This is a genomic window from Pseudothauera hydrothermalis (assembly GCF_003345255.1).
GTDB classification, from domain to species: Bacteria; Pseudomonadota; Gammaproteobacteria; order Burkholderiales; family Rhodocyclaceae; genus Pseudothauera; species Pseudothauera hydrothermalis.
Genome location: NZ_CP029331.1, coordinates 1,563,562 through 1,581,656, shown reverse-complemented (window position 1 = coordinate 1,581,656; position 18,095 = coordinate 1,563,562). Strand labels below are relative to the sequence as shown.

General features: G+C 62.3%; 17 protein-coding genes and 2 pseudogenes. 14 read left to right on the top strand and 5 right to left on the bottom strand.

Translation table 11 applies throughout. The features are described from left to right. Positions 1-14: 14 nt before the first annotated feature. From DIE29_RS07655 to DIE29_RS07645, 3 genes are all read left to right on the top strand, one after another. Entirely contained in the window at positions 15-1,667 is a 1,653-nt protein-coding gene (locus DIE29_RS07655) for an acyl-CoA synthetase (RefSeq protein ID WP_114649607.1), read from the top strand. A gap of 93 nt (positions 1,668-1,760) precedes the next feature. After that, on the top strand, positions 1,761-2,561 hold the full coding sequence (locus tag DIE29_RS07650) for an enoyl-CoA hydratase (RefSeq protein ID WP_102041643.1): 801 nt from the start codon (positions 1,761-1,763) through the stop codon (positions 2,559-2,561). Positions 2,562-2,602: 41 nt separating this feature from the next. Next, complete coding sequence (locus tag DIE29_RS07645) at positions 2,603-3,379, top strand: TatD family hydrolase (protein ID WP_102041644.1); 777 nt, start codon at positions 2,603-2,605, stop codon at positions 3,377-3,379. A 40-nt stretch (positions 3,380-3,419) separates the two neighbouring features. Here the strand turns inward: DIE29_RS07645 and DIE29_RS07640 are convergent, their stop codons facing one another. Continuing rightward, a complete protein-coding gene (locus DIE29_RS07640) occupies positions 3,420-4,004 on the bottom strand; it encodes a superoxide dismutase (RefSeq protein WP_102041645.1) in 585 nt (194 codons plus the stop codon). A gap of 334 nt (positions 4,005-4,338) precedes the next feature. Between DIE29_RS07640 and DIE29_RS07635 the strand changes: the two are divergent. Continuing rightward, positions 4,339-5,471: pseudogene (locus tag DIE29_RS07635) on the top strand (IS3 family transposase). A 194-nt stretch (positions 5,472-5,665) separates the two neighbouring features. On the opposite strand, the gene xseA reads toward DIE29_RS07635, so the two are convergent. Beyond that, positions 5,666-7,024 carry an exodeoxyribonuclease VII large subunit gene (xseA, locus tag DIE29_RS07630; RefSeq protein ID WP_108080063.1) on the bottom strand — a complete coding sequence of 453 codons (1,359 nt, stop codon included), beginning with the start codon at positions 7,022-7,024 and terminating at the stop codon, positions 5,666-5,668. Between the two features lie 327 nt (positions 7,025-7,351). Between xseA and DIE29_RS07625 the strand changes: the two genes are divergently transcribed. From DIE29_RS07625 to DIE29_RS07600, 7 genes and pseudogenes are all read left to right on the top strand, one after another. Continuing rightward, on the top strand, positions 7,352-7,960 hold the full coding sequence (locus tag DIE29_RS07625; protein WP_102041755.1) for a MotA/TolQ/ExbB proton channel family protein: 609 nt from the start codon (positions 7,352-7,354) through the stop codon (positions 7,958-7,960). 10 nt (positions 7,961-7,970) lie between these two features. Further along, a complete protein-coding gene (locus DIE29_RS07620; RefSeq protein ID WP_102041754.1) occupies positions 7,971-8,393 on the top strand; it encodes an ExbD/TolR family protein in 423 nt (140 codons plus the stop codon). Between the two features lie 36 nt (positions 8,394-8,429). After that, a pseudogene (gene lpxK / locus DIE29_RS07615) lies at positions 8,430-9,440 on the top strand (tetraacyldisaccharide 4'-kinase); the annotation flags it as partial. Next, complete coding sequence (locus DIE29_RS14810; protein WP_237269417.1) at positions 9,424-9,612, top strand: Trm112 family protein; 189 nt, start codon at positions 9,424-9,426, stop codon at positions 9,610-9,612. The pseudogene lpxK and the gene DIE29_RS14810, both read left to right, overlap by 17 nt. Positions 9,613-9,656: 44 nt before the next feature. Beyond that, complete coding sequence (gene kdsB / locus DIE29_RS07610; protein WP_102041752.1) at positions 9,657-10,433, top strand: 3-deoxy-manno-octulosonate cytidylyltransferase; 777 nt, start codon at positions 9,657-9,659, stop codon at positions 10,431-10,433. A 59-nt stretch (positions 10,434-10,492) separates the two neighbouring features. Next, on the top strand, positions 10,493-11,146 hold the full coding sequence (gene adk / locus DIE29_RS07605; RefSeq protein WP_102041751.1) for an adenylate kinase: 654 nt from the start codon (positions 10,493-10,495) through the stop codon (positions 11,144-11,146). Positions 11,147-11,240: 94 nt separating this feature from the next. After that, the gene (locus DIE29_RS07600; RefSeq protein ID WP_102041750.1) at positions 11,241-12,497 is read left to right on the top strand and encodes a 6-phosphofructokinase; all 1,257 of its coding nucleotides are present in this window, start codon (positions 11,241-11,243) and stop codon (positions 12,495-12,497) included. A 120-nt stretch (positions 12,498-12,617) separates the two neighbouring features. Here the strand turns inward: DIE29_RS07600 and DIE29_RS07595 are convergent, their stop codons facing one another. The 3 genes from DIE29_RS07595 to DIE29_RS07585 form a co-directional block, all read right to left on the bottom strand. Further along, a complete protein-coding gene (locus DIE29_RS07595; RefSeq protein WP_102041749.1) occupies positions 12,618-13,247 on the bottom strand; it encodes a YbhB/YbcL family Raf kinase inhibitor-like protein in 630 nt (209 codons plus the stop codon). 35 nt (positions 13,248-13,282) lie between these two features. Beyond that, a complete protein-coding gene (gene murJ, locus DIE29_RS07590) occupies positions 13,283-14,821 on the bottom strand; it encodes a murein biosynthesis integral membrane protein MurJ (RefSeq protein WP_114649606.1) in 1,539 nt (512 codons plus the stop codon). Between the two features lie 64 nt (positions 14,822-14,885). Continuing rightward, positions 14,886-15,515 (bottom strand): TetR/AcrR family transcriptional regulator, encoded by a 630-nt coding sequence (locus tag DIE29_RS07585; RefSeq protein WP_114649605.1) that lies wholly within the window; start codon positions 15,513-15,515, stop codon positions 14,886-14,888. A 174-nt stretch (positions 15,516-15,689) separates the two neighbouring features. On the opposite strand from DIE29_RS07585, the gene DIE29_RS07580 reads away from it, so the two are divergent. Genes DIE29_RS07580 through DIE29_RS07570 form a run of 3 tightly spaced genes read left to right on the top strand, consistent with a single transcriptional unit; the run spans position 15,690 to position 18,063 of the window. Beyond that, on the top strand, positions 15,690-16,439 hold the full coding sequence (locus DIE29_RS07580; protein WP_102041746.1) for an electron transfer flavoprotein subunit beta/FixA family protein: 750 nt from the start codon (positions 15,690-15,692) through the stop codon (positions 16,437-16,439). A gap of 1 nt (position 16,440) precedes the next feature. Continuing rightward, complete coding sequence (locus tag DIE29_RS07575; RefSeq protein ID WP_102041745.1) at positions 16,441-17,370, top strand: electron transfer flavoprotein subunit alpha/FixB family protein; 930 nt, start codon at positions 16,441-16,443, stop codon at positions 17,368-17,370. 27 nt (positions 17,371-17,397) lie between these two features. Beyond that, positions 17,398-18,063: an energy-coupling factor ABC transporter permease gene (locus tag DIE29_RS07570; RefSeq protein ID WP_114649604.1), complete on the top strand. Its 666-nt coding sequence runs from the start codon at positions 17,398-17,400 to the stop codon at positions 18,061-18,063. Positions 18,064-18,095: the final 32 nt, after the last annotated feature.

The window sequence follows — 18,095 nt, the reverse complement described above, 5'->3', positions numbered from 1 at the left end:
ACCGTGGAGCAATCATGACCGATAACACCCACTCCCCCTATGAGCAGGGCCTGGAACGCAATGCCGCCAACTACGTGCCACTTACGCCGCTCACCTTTCTGGCGCGCAGCGCCTACATTTACCCGGAGCGCCTGGCGGTCATTCACGGTGCGCGACGCTATAACTGGCGACAGGTGTATAGCCGCAGCCGGCGGCTGGCTTCGGCCTTGAGGCAACTCGGCGTGGGGCGTAACGATACGGTCGCGGTGGTGCTCAACAATACGCCGGAGATGTACGAATGCCATTTCGGCATCCCGGCCTGCGGGGCGGTGATCAACACCATCAATACCCGTCTGGATGCGGAGACCATCGCCTTCATTCTCAATCATGGTGAAGCCAAGGTGTTGATCACCGACCGTGAATATGCCCGCACCGTCGGCCGTGCCCTGGAGCTGGCTCAGCGACCGGGGTTGACCGTCATCGATGTGGACGATCCGGAATACACCGGTCCGGGCGAGCGGCTCGGAAAAATGGACTATGAGGCCCTGCTCGACAGCGGCAGCGAGGATTTCGAGTTCGAGTATCCCGCCGACGAATGGGACGCCATTTCGCTCAACTACACCTCCGGCACCACCGGCAACCCCAAGGGGGTGGTCTACCACCATCGCGGTGCCTATCTGAACGCGATGAGCAACATCGTCTCCTGGGGCATGCCGCCGCATTCGGTGTACCTGTGGACGCTGCCGATGTTCCACTGCAATGGCTGGTGCTTCGCTTGGACGATGGCCGCCAACGCCGGGGTGAACGTCTGCCTGCGCCGGGTCGATCCCCGTCTGATTTTCGAGGCCATCCGCGAGCATGGTGTCACCCATTACTGCGGGGCGCCGATTGTGCATTCGCTGCTGGCCAACGCGCCGGCCGAATGGCGCAAGGGCATCACCCACAAAGTGTCCGGCCTGATCGCGGCTGCACCGCCACCGGCTGCGGTCATCGAAGGCATGGCCAAAATCGGCTTCGATATCACCCATGTTTATGGACTGACCGAAACCTACGGCCCGGCTTCGCTGTGCGCCAAGCATGACGAATGGGCGGCGCTGCCGTTGGCCGAGCAGGTGAGCAAAAACGGCCGTCAAGGGGTGCGTTACCACGCGCAAGAAGCGATTACCGTACTCGATCCGAACACCATGCAGCCGGTGCCGTGGGATGGAGAAACCATGGGCGAGGTCATGTTCCGCGGCAACCTGGTCATGAAGGGCTATCTGAAGAACGAAAAAGCCACCGCCGAGGCTTTTGCCGGCGGTTGGTATCACACTGGCGACCTGGCGGTGATGCAGCCGGACGGATATGTGAAGATCAAAGACCGCTCCAAAGACATCATCATTTCCGGCGGAGAGAACATTTCTTCGATCGAGGTCGAAGATGCGCTCTATAAACATCCGGCCGTGATGGCGGCTGCAGTGGTCGCTGCGCCCGACGAAAAATGGGGCGAGGTGCCGTGCGCCTTCATCGAGTTGCGCGACGGCGCCCAGGTCACCGCCGAGGAAATCGTCGCCCACTGCCGCGAACATTTGGCGGGCTTCAAGATTCCCAAAAAGGTGGTGTTTACCGAGCTGCCCAAAACTTCGACCGGCAAGATCCAGAAGTTCATGCTGCGCGAGCAGGCACGCTCGACAGCGGCCATTGAATGAGCGGCTGGCAACGGCGCTGGCGGGCAGCGCCGTTGCCGCGCTATGATGGGTCATGGTTGACGTGCACGTAAACAACATTCAGGAGGAGACACAATGAGCGCCTTGCCCACTGCTGCCGATGAACCCATGTTGCTGCGCCGAGACCTCGACGGCGTGGCCTGGCTGACGCTGAACCGCCCCGGCCAGTTCAACGCCTTGTCACGCGCCATGTTGGAGAGCCTGATCGCCGCGGTCGATGAGATCGCCGCCGACCGCAGCGTGCGCGCCGTGGTGTTGGCCGGCGCGGGCAAAGCGTTTTGCGCCGGGCATGACCTGAAGGAAATGCGCAGCAACCATACCCTGGCTTTTCAGCAGGAGCTCTTTCGCCTATGCGGCAAATTCATGATGAAGCTCACCGAACTGCCCCAGCCGGTGATCGCGCGGGTGCACGGTATCGCCACTGCGGCAGGCTGCCAGTTGGTGTCGATGTGTGACCTGGCGGTGGCTGCCGACGTGGCGCGCTTTGCGGTATCCGGCATCAACGTCGGTCTGTTCTGCGCCACGCCAAGCGTGGGCTTGTCGCGCAACATCGGGCGCAAGCAAGCCTTCGAGATGCTGGTCACCGGCGACTTTATCGATGCCGCCGAGGCGCAGCGCCGCGGCCTGGTCAACCGTGTGGTGCCTCTGGAGCTTTTGGACGAAGAAGTCGGCAAACTCGCCGCAGCCATCGTCGCCAAGTCGCCGCTGGCCATTCAGATGGGCAAACAGATGTTCTACAAACAGTTGGAGATGGGCCTGGACGCGGCTTACCAGTTGGCCGCCGAAACCATGGCCTGCAACATGATGACCGAGGATGCCGCCGAAGGCATCGACGCTTTCATCGCCAAACGCACACCGCAGTGGCGCGGCCGCTAGCCGGTGAGCGGGCGACCGGGTCGAGGCGGATGTAGTCTGCCGTGCTGATCGATACCCATTGCCATCTGGATGCGGCCGAGTTCGACACCGATCGCGACACGGTGATGGCCGCAGCACGCGCGGCCGGCGTGACCGGCCTGGTGGTTCCAGCGGTAGAGACCGGCGGTTTTGCGCGGGTCGATGCGCTGGCCGCGGCCTACCCGGAAGTCCGCGCCGCCTTCGGCATCCATCCGCTGTATGTGGATCGGGCGCAGCCGAGCGCGCTGGACTGCCTTGCCGAGCGTCTTGCCGCAGGCGGCGCCGTGGCCGTGGGCGAGATCGGCCTCGATTACTTCGTGGCCGATGCAGATCGGTCTCGCCAAGAGTTCTTCTTTGTCGAACAGCTCAAACTCGCCCGACGTCATGGGTTGCCGGTCGTCTTGCATATTCGCCGTGCGCAGGACGCCATCCTCAAACAGCTGCGCCGCATTGAAGTGCCTGGCGGCATCGCCCACGCCTTCAACGGCAGCCGCCAGCAGGCAGAGATGTTCATTGCGCTGGGTTTCAAGCTTGGCTTTGGCGGGGCGATGACTTACCAGGGGTCCCGACGTATCCGGGCACTGGCTGCCAGCCTGCCGCTGGAGGCCATCGTGCTGGAAACCGACGCACCCGATATGCCGCCCGTCTGGCGCGCCGGCCAGCGCAATGAGCCGGCCAACATCGCGCGTTACGCCGCACTGCTTGCCGACCTGCGCGGCATGAGCGTGGAGGAAATCATCCGCATCACCGCTGCCAATGCCCATCGCGCCTTGCCCGGACTGGTGGGCGGCTCCAAGTAAAAAAGGCACCCGCAGGTGCCTTGGCTGACTTGTGCCGGGTTCAGGCAAAGTTTTGTGCGGCGAAATCCCAATTGGCCAGTTTGTCGAGGAAGGTGGCGACAAAATCCGGACGGCGGTTGCGGTAGTCGATGTAATAGGCGTGCTCCCACACGTCGATACAGAGCAGGGCCTTGTCGCCGGTGGTCAGCGGGGTGCCGGCAGCGCCCATATTGACGATGTCGACCGAACCGTCGGCTTTTTTCACCAGCCAAGTCCAGCCGGAGCCGAAATTGCCCACGGCCGAAGCCTGGAACGCCTTTTTGAACTCCTCAAAAGTGCCCCACTTGGCCTTGATCGCTTCGCCCAGCGCACCGCCGGGTTCACCGCCGCCGTTGGGTTTCATGCTGTTCCAGAAGAACGTGTGATTCCACACTTGCGCGGCATTGTTGTAGATGCCGCCGGCCGGCGCCTTTTTGACGATGGCTTCCAGATCAAGGTTTTCGTACTCAGTGCCTTTGATCAGATTGTTGAGATTGGTCACGTAAGCTTGGTGGTGTTTGCCATGGTGAAACTCCAGCGTCTCGGCCGAGATGTGCGGGGCCAGCGCATCCTTGGCATAGGGCAGGGGGGGCAGTACGTGTTCCATGTGTCTCTCCTTTATCACATCGAAAGCTTTTGTCGATGAATTTGCGGGTGTAAGTCCGACTATTCTAGTCGGATTTAGCTGCCCAACGCAATGTTCAATCGGCCAAGCTCTTCTCCTGAACCTATGCGTACTCGGTGGCCAAGGTTCATGGTCGAGCCATGGTAATCCTCCCAGAATTGACGGGACAGGGAGATGTTCATGCCGATAATCGACAAACTGAGCGTTTGCTATCAGCGTTCTCTAATCGTTCTCTAATCATGCCGGGTGGCCTGCCTCCCCGCCAGTCGTACCTCGGTAAACGAGAGAAGTCCGTCACCCCAGGAGAATGACGGACATGAAGAAGAGCAGGTTCAGCGACGAACAAATCATTGGCTTCTTGCGACAGGCCGAAGCCGGCATGGGCATCCCCGAGCCGTGCCGCAGCGGCGGCTTCAGCCAGGCCACGTTTTACAAATGGCGCGCCAAATACGGTGGCATGCAGGTCTCTGAAGCCCAGCGCTTGCGCGAACTCGAGAGCGAGAACGCCAAGCTCAAGAAGCTGCTGGCCGAGGCCCATCTGGACATCCACGCCCTCAAGAGCGTCTTCGGGGTAAAGCGTTAGCCCCACAGGTGCGGCGTGACGCCATCCGACAGATGATGGAGCAGCATCACCTCTCGGAGCGGCGTGCTTGCCGCCTTGTGGGGCTATCCAGAGACAGCTACCGCCACCCGCCACAGCCTAGCGAGCTCAATGCCGCCCTGGGCGAACAGATTCGGCAAACTGCGCTGGTGCGTCGCCGCTTCGGCTACCGGCGCATCCACGACATGCTGCGCGAGCAGTTTCCGGGGGTGAACCACAAACGCATCTACCGGCTGTACCGTCAGGCCAATCTGGCGGTGAAGAAACGACGCAAGGTCAAGCGGCCAGCCCAGGAGCGTGTGCCGCTGCAACTGGCCAGGAACATCAATGAGGTGTTGAGCATGGATTTCGTCTCGGACAGCCTGTCCAATGGACGGCGCATCAAGTGCCTGACGGTGGTCGATGACTTCAGCAAGGAGTCCGTGGAGATTGCGGTGGACTACGGCATCTCGGGCCAGTACGTCACGCGCGTGCTCGACCAGGTGGCAAGGTTCCGTGGCTACCCGGCAGCAGTGCGAACGGACAATGGCCCGGAGTTCACCAGTCGGGCGTTCCTGGCCTGGACGCACAAGAATGGGATTCGGCACATCCTGATTGAGCCGGGCAAGCCCATGGACAACGGCTACATCGAGAGCTTCAACGGCAAGTTCAGAGATGAATGCCTCAACGAGTAGTGGTTTGAATCGTTGCCTCAAGCCCGGGAGTGCATTGCACGCTGGCGGCAAGACTACAACGAGGTCAGACCACACAGCAGCCTGGGGCGTATCCCTCCGGCACGATTCGCCCAGCAGCACCGCCAGCGCGCTGGCGGTGCTGCTGGCAGTGGGCAGAAACAGAATTCCGATTAACCTTCAACCCCGGACTTCTCCAATCCGTTGGTACGGTCAATGGGGGCAGGTCACGTTTTAAAAACTTAGCAAGGATGACCAGAAGCAAGGTTCACGGCGCGCAGCGACCGCAGCCTGTCGAATCGATAGGCGAGGGGAGCGTGCACCGCGCGACGCCGAAAGAAGGTCCACCGGGGTAGGTTTTCAACGGCCTGCTAACGACGGATGCTCAGCACCTGCGCATCGAAGCCGCCTCGATGCAGTTGCACCGCAACGCTCTGCCCGCTCTGCAATGCTTGGCTGCTGCGCAGGATACGGCCATGTGCATCGCGCACGATGCTGTAGCCACGCGCCAGCACCGCCTGCGGCGCAAGATGCTGTAGCTGATTTTCCAGACTGGCGAGCGTGTTTTGACGGGTTGCGAGCAGGGCAGTCATGCTGCGTGCCAGATCGCGTTCGAGTTGCGTCAGTTGGCCTTGCGCGACTGACAGCTGCGGCCGGCAGGCCCGCAACCGCAAAGCAAGCTGCGATAACTGCTGTACCCGTCGCTCGGCGAGCGCATCGGCCCGCCGGGTGAGACGTTCGCGCAGCGCCTCGAGCGCAACGGACGCACGCGCCAACCTTTCGCGCGGATGGATTAGACGCAGCGCCGCGCGGTCGAGCCGCTGACTGCAGGTGTCGATTTTGCGTTGCCAGGCGCGTTGCAGCGCCATTGCGAGCGCCGACAATTCAGCCGCGGCGGCATGGTAACCCGCGCTGGCCAGCTCGGCCGCGCCGGTGGGTGTGGCAGCACGTAGGTCGGCGGCAAAATCGGCGATGGTGAAATCGGTTTCGTGCCCGACACCGCTGATCACCGGTACTGGGCAGGCGCGGATCGCCCGCGCCAGCGCCTCGTCATTGAACGCCCAGAGGTCTTCCATGCTGCCGCCGCCGCGCACCAGCAGGATCAAATCGACCTGGTCGTTTGCCGCCCGTGCGCCGGCCTTGCTCAGCACATCCGCCAGCGCCGCTCCGGCATCCACCCCTTGTACTGGCGCCGGGTAGATCACCACCGGCAGGTTAGGGGCGCGACGTGCCAAAGTGGCCAGGACATCCCGTAATGCCGCAGCGGCCGGTGAGGTGACGACGCCGACCGCCCGCGGAAAGCGTGGCACCGGCCGCCGGCCAGCCGGATCGAACAGCCCTTCGGCGGCAAGCCGTTCCTTCAAGCGGGTAAAGGCTTCGAACAGATTGCCAATGCCAGCTTGCCGGAGATTTTCGACCGATAGCTGGAAGTCGCCACGCACCTCGTACAAGGTGACCTGCGCACGCACTTCCACCCGCATACCGTTTTGCGGACGGAAAGGCAGTAACTGCGCACGGTTGCGCCACATGGTGCAGCGGACCTGCGCATGCTCGTCTTTGAGGGTGAAATAAAGATGCCCGGAGGGTGCGCGGGTGAGGTTGGAAAGCTCGCCGCTGACCCACATCAGCGGAAAACTGCGTTCGAGCTTCTCACGCACAAGACGGTTCAGCGCGGATACCGGCACGACGCCTGCGAGGTCCGCCAAAGGGGGGTAGCCGGATTCAGACATGGGGCGGATTGTAGCGGATTTCCACAGGCGGGATGGCTTGTCAAGCGTTTTGAAGCAAAAGTATCAACCTTTAGGGGATTTCTTAAGTTATTGAAATTTAATCAGAAAAAATTTGCTCAATTTTGCATCAGAGTGGCGCGCTGCCTTTAGCGGCGCCGATTATGGCTTCTTTGGACAACTCATCCACAAAGTTATCCACAGTTTCTGTGGACGACTCGGCAAAGCCCTTGTCGCAGCGGGATTTCGTGCCCGCAGCATGCCTATGGCTTGCTCTCAGGGGCTGCGGGAGGCTAGAGTTTCGCCTTTGCGATTCGGGAGTCTTGAGGCGTGTTTGCGATCATTCAGGCGGTTGGCTGGCCGATCTGGCCGTTGTTGCTGGCATCCGTGATCGCCGTGGCGTTGATCATCGAGCGTTCCTTGACGCTACGCCGTTCCCGCGTGGTGCCGGCCGATCTGCTCGACAAGGTGCTGACGGATCTTCAGCAGCGCGGCGCTTCGCCCGAGATGATCGCGCGGGTGGCCAATCATTCACCGCTGGGTAAGGTGTTGGCCGCCGGTCTGCGTAATGTGAATAGCTCGCGCGAAGTGATGAAAGAATCGATCGAAGACTGCGGCCGCGCGGTCATGCATGAGTTGGAGCGCTTCCTCACCACGCTGGGCACCATCGCGGCAATCAGCCCGCTCCTGGGCCTGTTTGGCACCATTGTTGGCATGATCGACATTTTCGCCTCACAAGGGGTGGGGGGCGCAAACCCGCAGCAGCTCGCGCAGGGTATTTCGATTGCGCTCTACACCACCGGTCTGGGTTTGATCATTGCCATTCCGGCCACGATTTTCTGGCGTCACTTCCGCGCACTGATCGACAGTTTCGTGATCGACATGGAGCAACAGGCGATCAAGCTGGTCGAGGTGGTGCACGGCGAGCGGCGCAACTGAGTGCGCGGCCATGGATTTTCGCCGCAACACCCGTCACGAGGAGCCCGAGGTCAGCCTGATTCCGCTGATCGACGTGGTATTGGTGATCATCATTTTCCTGATGCTGACCACCACTTTTTCCAAGGTATCCGGCCTGCAAATCGATTTGCCGACCGCGCAGGCGCCGGCTGCGCAAACGCAGCCCAATGAAATCGTGGTGGCGATTACCGCAGCCGGCGAGGTGCTGGTCAACCGGGTGCCGGTTGGCGCGCAAGGTCTGGAGCCGCTGGTCGCTGCGCTCGCCAATGCCGCGCCAAAGGACGGCGAGCCGCCGGTGGTGGTCATCAATGCCGATGCCAAGGCGGCGCACCAGCGGGTGATCGACGTCATGCAGGCGGCGCAACGCGCCGGGCTGGCGCACATTACCTTTGCCACTCAGTCGCCGGAGCGCTGATGACACACAGCGACTTGTCTATAGCGATGCACTGAAATGCCGGCCAAGATACCGGCTTGGTGGACCAGGCGTGGTCCCATGGCGGCGCTCTTGCTGCCTTTAGCCTTTATTTTCCAGGCTCTTAGTGCTTTTCGACGAGATCTGTACCGCCGCGGATGGCGCAAAGTGGAGCGTCTGCCGGTGCCGGTGATCGTGGTCGGCAATATCGCGGTGGGCGGTAGCGGCAAAACACCGGTGGTCGACTGGCTGGTGCGCACACTGCGCACCGCGGGCTGGCGGCCGGGTATCGTCAGTCGCGGTTATGGCGGGCAGATTCGTGGCGTGGCGCTGCTGCCGCAAAACCCTGATCCCATGTTGTATGGCGATGAACCCGTGCTGCTGGCACGGCTTACCGGTGTGCCGGTCGCAGTCGGTGCCGACCGTCCCGCCGCGGCCCGCGCTCTCTTGGCAGCCCATGGCGATTGTGACGTGATCGTCTGCGACGACGGTTTGCAGCACTATCGCTTGGCGCGCGATGTCGAGATCGTGGTGCTCGACGAAGCCACGCTGGGTAACCGCTGGCGCTTGCCGGCCGGACCGCTGCGCGAGGGTGTGAATCGGCTGCGCGAAGCGGATCTGCTGCTGGCTCACGGCGCATTGAGCCCGACCTTGCAACGGATGATCGAGGGGCTTACGGTGTTTCCGATGCGTCTTTCCGGCACCGTGTTTCGATCGCTGCGCGACCCTGGAAATCTGGTCGACGCCGGGCATTTTGCCGGGCGCACGGTGCATGCTTTTGCCGGCATCGGTCGACCGGCCCGGTTTTTCGACCATCTGCGCGCACTGGGGCTGGACGTGGTGGAACACGCTTTTGCCGATCATCACGCCTTTTGTGAGGCAGATTTGCTGCCGTCACTGGCCATGCCCAAGGTCATGACCAGCAAGGATGCGGTAAAATGCGTGGCCTTCGCGCCTGAGGACTGCTGGGAGTTACCCGTGGTGGCAGACATTCCGGCGGGCGCAATTGAACGTATCCTGGAGAAACTCTCGCATGGACGCCAGACTGCTCGACATCCTCGTGTGCCCGATCTGCAAAGGGCCGCTCGATTACCGCAAGGACAAGCAGGATCTGGTGTGCAAAGCGGATCGTCTGGCGTTTCCGATCCGCGACGGCATTCCGGTGATGTTGGAGGATGAGGCGCAACAACTGTCCGCCGAGGAGGTGGACGCGCTGCGCTGAGATGCGCTGGGCTCTTGCCTGCCCGCAATGAGCGGCTTTTCGTCATGCCAGCTTTTCATGTCCTGATTCCGGCCCGTTTCGCTTCGACCCGTCTGCCGGGCAAGCCGCTCGCCGATATTGCCGGCAAGCCTATGGTGTTGCGGGTGGTCGAACGTGCCCGGCGTTCGGGCGCGTGCCAGGTCTGGGTGGCCACCGATCATCCGGGCGTGTTCGAGGCGGTCACCCGCGCCGGCGGCCAGGCACTGATGACCCGGGCGGACCACCCGAGCGGTACCGACCGCTTGGCCGAAGCGGTCGAGCGGCTGGGGTGGGCGGACGATGAGATTGTGGTCAACGTGCAGGGCGACGAACCGCTGATCGACCCGACGCTGATCGGCGCGGTGGCCGGCGCGCTGGCCGCCGACCGGGATGCTGCGATCGCCACCGCCGCGCATCCGCTCAGCGATCCGGCTGAGCTGTTCAATCCCAACGTGGTCAAGGTGGTGTGTAATGCCGCCGGCCAGGCAATGTATTTTTCCCGCGCGCCCATTCCCTGGGCGCGCGATGCCTTTGCGGTCGACCGCAGTCGCTTGCCGCCGGGCTTGCCGGTGCTGCGCCATATCGGCCTTTATGCCTATCGCGTGGCGTTCCTGCGTCGCTATGCCGGGCTTGCGGTATCGCCGTTGGAGCACTTCGAGGCGCTCGAACAACTGCGCGCGATGTGGCATGGCTACCGCATTCAGGTGCTGCAAGTGGACAAGGCGCCGCTAGCCGGGGTGGACTCCCCGGACGATCTTGAACGGGTGCGCCGCTTGTTTGACCAGGCGGGAACGGTCGAGTAAGTTCTCGGTTTTTCAATAAACCGCCGGCGAGCGATCGACCGGCATCTTCGGGAGGGTGTATGCGACTCATTCTGTTGGGGCCGCCGGGCGCGGGTAAGGGAACCCAGGCCAATTTCATCAAGGAAAAATTCGGCATTCCGCAGATTTCCACCGGCGACATGCTGCGCGCCGCGGTCAAGGCCGGCACCCCACTCGGCATCGAAGCCAAAAAGGTAATGGACGCCGGCGGCCTGGTCTCCGACGACATCATCATCGGCCTGGTCAAAGACCGCTTGCAACAAGACGACTGCAAGCGCGGCTACATGTTCGACGGCTTCCCGCGCACCATTCCGCAGGCCGACGCCATGAAGGATGCCGGCGTGCCGATCGATTTCGTGCTGGAGATCGACGTGCCCGATAGCGAGATCATCGAACGCATGAGCGGGCGCCGGGTGCATCTGGCTTCGGGCCGCACCTACCATGTCAAGTACAATCCGCCCAAAGTCGAAGGCAAGGACGATGTGACCGGCGAAGCGTTGATCCAGCGCGATGACGACCGTGAGGAAACGGTGAAAAAGCGCCTGGAGGTCTATCACGCGCAAACCAAGCCGCTGGTCCAGTATTACACCGACTGGGCCGCCTCGGGTGATCCCAAGGCGCCCAAAGTGCGCAAGATTTCCGGCCTGGGCTCGGTGGATGAAATCACCGCCCGGGTGTTCGAGGCGCTGAAATAAACGCTTCGGCGCGCAGCGCACGGCCGGCCGCGGGCAATACCCGGTGCCGGCCGTGCGCTTTTGAATTTTTCCACGCTCGAGCCCGAATCCCCGCATGACCCGGCGAAATCTGCTTTACGCACAATCGGGCGGCGTGACCGCAGTCATCAATGCCACCGCCGCTGCCGTCATCGAAGCCGCCCGCCAGCATCCACACTGCATCGGGGCGGTCTATTGCGCGCGTCGCGGTATTCTCGGGGTGTTGGCGGAGGAATTGGTCGATACCGCCAAGCTGGATGACGCCGCCCTTGCCGCCTTGGCGCTCACGCCGGGCGGTGCGTTCGGCTCCTGCCGTTTCGATCTCGATTCGCCGGATGACAACCCCGCGCAGTATGACCGCCTGTTTGCCGTGCTGGCGGCACACGATATCGGCTATCTGCTCTATAACGGCGGCAACGGCTCCATGGACACGGTGGCCAAGATTTCCATGGCTGCACGGCAGCGGGGCTATCAGTTGACCGTCCTTGGTGTACCCAAGACGGTCGACAACGATCTGGTCGGTAGCGATTGTTCGCCAGGTTTTGGCTCGGCCGCCAAATATGTGGCCACCGCCATGTTGGAGGCCGGCATGGACTTGGCTTCAATGTCCGGACGCAGCGGGCGGGTGTTCGTCATGGAAGTCATGGGACGCAACGCTGGCTGGTTGGCCGCGGCCACTGCGCTGGCTGCGGGTGGGCGGGCAGATGCCGCGCCACACATCATTCTGATGCCCGAGGTGCCTTTCGATCCAACGCGCTTTCTGGCCAGCGTGCGTGCCACCGTCGAGCGGCTGGGCTATTGTGCAATCACCGTCTCCGAAGGCATCCGACACACCGATGGCCGTCTGGTCATGGAGCAGGACCACGATGGCAAAGGGCATGTGCAGTTGGGTGGGGCCGGGCAGTGTATCGCACGGCTGATTCACGCCCGTTTGGGCTACAAATACCACTGGGCGATTCCGGATTATCTCCAGCGCGCCGCAGGTCATCTGGTCTCTGCCACCGACTTTGCGCTTGCCCGGGCAGTCGGCACCGCCGCAGTGCAGTTTGCGGTGAGCGGACGCGACGCGGTCATGCCGGCAATCGTGCGCGAAGCGGACCGTCCTTACCGCTGGCGGATCGACGCGGCAGACGTGCACGCGATCGCCAACCTGGAGCGCCGCCTGCCGGCTTCCTACGTTCGCGCCGATGGTCTGCATGTCACCGAAGCCGCCTTGCGTTATCTGCAACCGCTCATCGAAGGCGAGCTGCCGCGTCCCTGGCGCGATGGTCTGCCTGACTACCCCCGACTGGATATGCCTATGCTCGCACGCAAGCTCGCGCCCCTATCCTGACCGCCTTGAAGGCGATCGGCAGACCGACCGGGCGCCAGTCGCTGGGCTGGGCACACCCTGTCGGCGCGGGGTGGAGGGGATATTGCGGCCCGCGCCGACAAGCTCAGTACTGCAAAAAAATCAACCCGCCACCGCCGGGTTCAGGCTGTAGGTACCGGTGATGCAAGCTTGCGCCAGCACATGCGCCTCGATTGCTTTGCGCACATCGGCGCCGCCAAACCGGCCGTCAACCGCGCAGCGTTCGATATCCAGCGCGTAGAGGGTGAATACATAATGGTGGAGCCGCTCGTCGTTCCACGGCGGGCACGGGCCGTCGTAGCCGTAGTAATCACCGCGCATGGCATCGTCGTTGGCAAACCAGGCCGTGTAGTCATTGATGCCATGGCGGGCGCCGTGGAGCGTCTCGGGGCCCGGTTTGCCACCCGGAGTGACTGCATCCGAAAAGCGACCGGCTTCGATTTCGCGCAGCGTGGCAGGCAAATCGACGATCACCCAGTGGAAAAAATCCACCCGCGGCAAGTCGGCTGGCACGCTGCGGCCTTCTCGGTTGACATCGTCGCCGCAACTCGGAACGTCCGGGTCGTGGCAAATCAGTACAAAAGACTTGGTGCCGGCAGGCACATCGCTCCAGGCCAGATGCGGATTGCGATTGCCGCCCAGGCACACATGCCCCTCTTGCGCCGGGACGCAGAACGCAAATTCGCCGGGAATGCGCGCGCCATCGGCAAAGCTGTTGCTGGTGAGTTTCATCGGCAGGTCTCCTCGAACGATGGGAAGTCCGCATTCTAGCCCGCAGCGCGCCGGCGGAAGTCCTCGATACGAAAGCCCAGCGCAAACAAGGTCAGTAGATAGGCGACGGCGCCCGCGGCGACCACCCCGGCCAGACGCACCGCGCGGGCCAGGCCGTCCGTATCGAGCCATGAGGCCGCCTCACCGGCCGCAAACCACAATACGCCACCCATCACCAGCAGGGCGACCGACACTTTGAGCATGAAGCGCAGCCACCCCGGTTGCGGGCGATATACCCCGCGACGGCGCAGACCGCGATACAGCAACACAGCATTCAGACAGGACGCCAACCCGATCGACAGAGCCAGGCCGGCATGCTGGAGCGGCAGAATAAAGGCAAGGTTCATCGCTTGGGTGGCGGCCAGCGTAATCAGTGCGATCTTGACCGGCGTCTTGATGTCTTGCCGGGCGTAGAAGGCAGGCGCGAGCACCTTGACCAGGATCAGCCCGGCCAGCCCCACGCCGTAGGCCACCAGCGCTTGTCGGGTGGCCAGCACATCGGCCGCCGAAAAAGCACCGTAGTTGAACAGCGTGGCAATGAGTGGCACGGCCAGCAGCATCAAGGCCAGCGCCGCGGGCAGGGTAAGCAGCAGGGTCAAACGCAGCCCCCAGTCGAGCAGGCTGGAGAACGCCTCACGCCGTTCGTCGGCGTGCAGTTTGGCAAGGCTGGGCAGCAAAATGGTGCCCAACGCAACCCCTAGCAGGCCGGCGGGAAATTCCATCAGGCGGTCGGCGTAGTAGAGCCAGGAGACACTGCCGCTGGGCAGGAAAGAAGCAAAAATGGTGTTGATCAAGAGTGAAATTTGACTGACCGACACCCCCAGCAGCGCTGGCGCCATGAGTTTCAGAATACGCCGCACACCAGGATCATGAAGATTCAGGTCGAAGCGCGGCAGCATGCCGATGCGGGCCAGCGGGCGCAGTTGCAGGGCAAGTTGCAGCACTCCGCCCAAAAAAACCGCCCAGGCGAGCGCGAGCACCGGCGGATCGAAGTAGGGCGCAGCCCATAAGGCCATGCCGATAAAGCTCAGGTTGAGCAATACCGGCGTGAAGGCCGGAACGGCAAAGCGGCTCCAGGTGTTGAGGATGCCGCCGGCCAGTGCAACCAGCGCCATGAAGAAGATGTAAGGAAACGTGATGCGGGTCAGTTCAACGGTGAGGGCAAATTTGTCGGCATGGGCAGAAAAACCCGGCGCGGATACATAAACGATCAGCGGTGCGGCAACGATGCCAAAGAGGGCCACCAATGCCACGACGATCGCCAGCAAGGTGGCGCTGCGGTCGATCAGCGTGCGCGCAGTCGCCTCCCCCTGACGGTTTTTGTATTCGGCCAAAATCGGCACGAAAGCCTGCGAAAAAGCGCCTTCGGCAAACAGGCGGCGCAGCAAGTTGGGCAGGCGGAAGGCGACAAAAAAAGCGTCGGTCATCATCCCGGCACCGAACGCGCGGGCGATGACGAAGTCGCGCACGAAGCCGAGGACGCGCGACACCAAAGTCATGCCGCTGACGGTGACAAGTGCGCGGAGTAGATTCATCTTTTGGAAGGTGTGCGGCCTGAATGCGGCCAAGGGGTGATGATACAGGGTGGGTTGAGGGGGCTCACTTTACGGCGGTCGGCAACGGCGTTGTGGGCGCCTGTGTCTGTGTCATTGCCGCAGAGCGTGCGATCAGGTCGGCGATGTCACGCTTCAACCGCGCAATATCGCTGTCGAACTTGTCGTAAATCATCAGCGACAGGCCGAACACATAAGCGTAGAGCAGCATGCAGCGGCTGGAGGCCTCTTCCATCGGCACACCGCAGGCCAGAAACAGCTCGCGTGCGCAGCGCAGGCGGGTGTCGTCGACTTCGGCCACAATGGCGGCTGCTTCCGGATCGCGTCGCGCCCAGTCACGTACCGCAAGCTCGATCATCATCCCGCGCCGGCTGCGGGTGGTGCTGTAGATGTCGATCACATGATAGATCTGTTCCAGTTCCCGTCCGGGCTGGGCGCGGGTCTGCTTGACGATGTCGCGGATCCGGCCTTCTTTCCAAAATTGCAGGACCGCGAGCAGCAAGTCCCGCCGATCCTGGAAATGCCAGTAAAAACTGCCCTTGGTAACCTTCAGGCGCTTGGCCAGGACCTCCACGCGCAACCCGGCCACCCCTTCTTCGGCGAGCACCTCGATGGCCGCCTGCACCCAGGCGTCGCGATCGAGCTGCGTGCGTTGTTTCATTGGTATGTCTTCCATACGGGCTAGTATTGACGAATCCGGGACCATACGCTACCGTACGCCGCCATACCGGGGCGTATGGAATGAAACCGATTGTCCCGGCCGGCGGTGTGAGTGTCAAACGCTTCTTCACAGTGACATAATGACCGCTCGAACCATTACAACCCGAATACACGGAAGAGGAGCGCGGCTTTGAAGATACTGGTCCCGGTCAAACGTGTGGTCGATTACAACGTCAAGGTGCGGGTCAAGGCTGACGGTACCGGCGTGGATATCGCCAACGTCAAAATGTCGATGAATCCGTTTGACGAAATCGCGGTGGAGGAGGCGGTTCGGCTCAAGGAAGCGGGTGTGGCCACCGAAGTGGTGGCAGTCAGTTGCGGCGTGGGCGCATGCCAGGAAACCTTGCGTGCAGCCATGGCAATCGGTGCCGACCGCGGCATCCTGGTCGAAACCGACGTCGAACTGCAGCCCTTGGCGGTTGCCAAGCTGCTCAAGGCGCTATGTGAAAAGGAAGCGCCGCAAGTGGTGATTTGCGGCAAGCAGGCGATCGACGATGACGCCAACCAGACCGGGCAAATGCTGGCGGCGCTGATGGGTTGGCCGCAAGCCACCTTTGCTTCCAAGGTGACGCTGGCCGACGGCAAAGCAACCGTGACCCGCGAAATCGACGGCGGTCTGGAAACCTTGGAGCTCACATTGCCGGCGGTGATCACCACCGATCTGCGCTTGAACGAGCCGCGTTACGCGACGCTGCCCAATATCATGAAGGCCAAGAAAAAACCCCTGGATACCCTCACACCGCAGGCTTTGGGGGTGGACGTGGCGCCGCGTCTGACCACCGTCGAGGTCAGCGAGCCGCCCAAGCGCAGTGCCGGTGTGCGCGTAGCCGATGTCGCGCAACTTGTCGACAAGCTCAAAAACGAAGCAAAGGTGATCTGAGATGGCGATCCTGGTCATAGCCGAACACGACAATCAATCCATCAAGGCTGCCACACTCAATACCGTGACGGCAGCCGCCGCCATTGGGGGCGACATCCACGTCATGGTAGCCGGTCATGGCTGCAGCAACGCTTGCAGCGCAGCCGCCAAAATCGCCGGTGTCGCCAAGGTGCTGTGCGTCGATGCACCGCACTATGAAGCGCAATTGGCGGAAAACATCGCGGCGCTGGTCGTGGCCCATGCCGCCGCTTACAGCCATATCCTTGCTCCGGCCAGCGCTTTCGGCAAGAACGTCGCCCCGCGGGTGGCTGCGTTGCTGGACTTGGCGCAGATTTCGGACATTGTCGCGGTCAAAGCGGCAGACACCTTCGTGCGCCCCATTTATGCGGGGAACGCCATGGCCACGGTCAAGAGCGCGGATGCGTGCAAGGTGATCACGGTGCGCACCACCGCCTTTGAGGCGGCTGCCGAAGGGGGGGCGGCAGCGGTGGAGACGCTTCCGGCCGGTGCCGATCTGGGGCTTTCCCGGCTGGTTGGCCGCGAACTGACCAAGAGCGAGCGTCCGGAACTGGGCGCGGCCAAGACCATCGTTTCGGGCGGGCGCGGACTGGGTAGCGGTGAAAACTACCATGCCCTACTCGAACCGCTGGCCGACAAACTGGGCGCCGCGCTCGGTGCTAGCCGTGCCGCGGTGGATGCAGGCTATGTGCCCAACGACTATCAGGTGGGGCAGACCGGTAAAATCGTCGCGCCGCAGCTCTACATTGCGGTGGGTATTTCCGGTGCGATCCAACATCTGGCCGGCATGAAAGACTCCAAGGTGATCGTGGCGATCAACAAGGATCCGGAAGCGCCGATCTTCCAGGTCGCGGACTACGGCCTGGTGGGCGATCTGTTCGAGGTGGTGCCGGAGCTGACCAAGGCGCTGTAGCACCCGCCGAAGCCCTTGGGGCGTGAGATGAATCTGTCGGCCGAACTGTTTTCCGCAGCATGGCACTGGTCCGCACTGGTGCTTGCGCTGGCGGTCGGCTGGTTAGTTTGGCGCACCGCCCCGTGGGCAAGGTTGAAAACCAGCACTCAGCTCAATCTGCTGCTGGGTTTCGCCGTGGGTCTGATGCTGATTTGGAGCTTGAAGGCCGGGGTTAAACCCGGTCTCAACCTGCACCTGATGGGGGCCATGGCCGCCACTTTGGCACTCGGACCGCAATTGGCCATCGTGGCGCTGGCCCTGGCGCTGACCGGCAGCACGCTCAACGGCGCCATCCAATGGCAGGCGTGGCCGATCAATTTTTTGTTGATGGCGGTCGTGCCGGTGTTGCTGGCACACCGTCTGCACAAGCTGATCGAGCGCTTTTTGCCGGCGCATTTTTTTGTCTTTGTGTTCGGCGCCGGTTTTTTTGGCGCTGCATTGACCGTGATGTTGCAAGGCTTGGTGGCCGCGGGCGTGCTGGTGGCCGCCGGCGCTTACGAAGCCGCTTTTCTGGCGAGCGACTATCTGCCGTATTTCCTTTTGCTCGGCTTTTCCGAGGGCTGGATCAGCGGCGGGGTCATCACCCTGATGGTCGTGTATCGGCCTGAGTGGGTGGCGGCCTTCGATGACCGCCGCTATCTCATGCGCAAGTAGTACCCGCTTGGCGCGGGCGTAGCACGTGCGGT

Coding starts and splice junctions, on each gene's coding strand:
- kdsB (WP_102041752.1), top strand. CDS start 9,657: ATGCCAGCTTTTCATGTCCTGATTCCGGCCCGTTTCGCTTCGACCCGT.
- adk (WP_102041751.1), top strand. CDS start 10,493: ATGCGACTCATTCTGTTGGGGCCGCCGGGCGCGGGTAAGGGAACCCAG.
- DIE29_RS07640 (WP_102041645.1), bottom strand. CDS start 4,004: ATGGAACACGTACTGCCCCCCCTGCCCTATGCCAAGGATGCGCTGGCC.
- DIE29_RS07570 (WP_114649604.1), top strand. CDS start 17,398: ATGAATCTGTCGGCCGAACTGTTTTCCGCAGCATGGCACTGGTCCGCA.
- DIE29_RS07585 (WP_114649605.1), bottom strand. CDS start 15,515: ATGGAAGACATACCAATGAAACAACGCACGCAGCTCGATCGCGACGCC.
- DIE29_RS14810 (WP_237269417.1), top strand. CDS start 9,424: ATGGACGCCAGACTGCTCGACATCCTCGTGTGCCCGATCTGCAAAGGG.
- DIE29_RS07600 (WP_102041750.1), top strand. CDS start 11,241: ATGACCCGGCGAAATCTGCTTTACGCACAATCGGGCGGCGTGACCGCA.
- xseA (WP_108080063.1), bottom strand. CDS start 7,024: ATGTCTGAATCCGGCTACCCCCCTTTGGCGGACCTCGCAGGCGTCGTG.
- DIE29_RS07595 (WP_102041749.1), bottom strand. CDS start 13,247: ATGAAACTCACCAGCAACAGCTTTGCCGATGGCGCGCGCATTCCCGGC.
- DIE29_RS07575 (WP_102041745.1), top strand. CDS start 16,441: ATGGCGATCCTGGTCATAGCCGAACACGACAATCAATCCATCAAGGCT.
- DIE29_RS07620 (WP_102041754.1), top strand. CDS start 7,971: ATGGATTTTCGCCGCAACACCCGTCACGAGGAGCCCGAGGTCAGCCTG.
- DIE29_RS07655 (WP_114649607.1), top strand. CDS start 15: ATGACCGATAACACCCACTCCCCCTATGAGCAGGGCCTGGAACGCAAT.
- murJ (WP_114649606.1), bottom strand. CDS start 14,821: ATGAATCTACTCCGCGCACTTGTCACCGTCAGCGGCATGACTTTGGTG.
- DIE29_RS07650 (WP_102041643.1), top strand. CDS start 1,761: ATGAGCGCCTTGCCCACTGCTGCCGATGAACCCATGTTGCTGCGCCGA.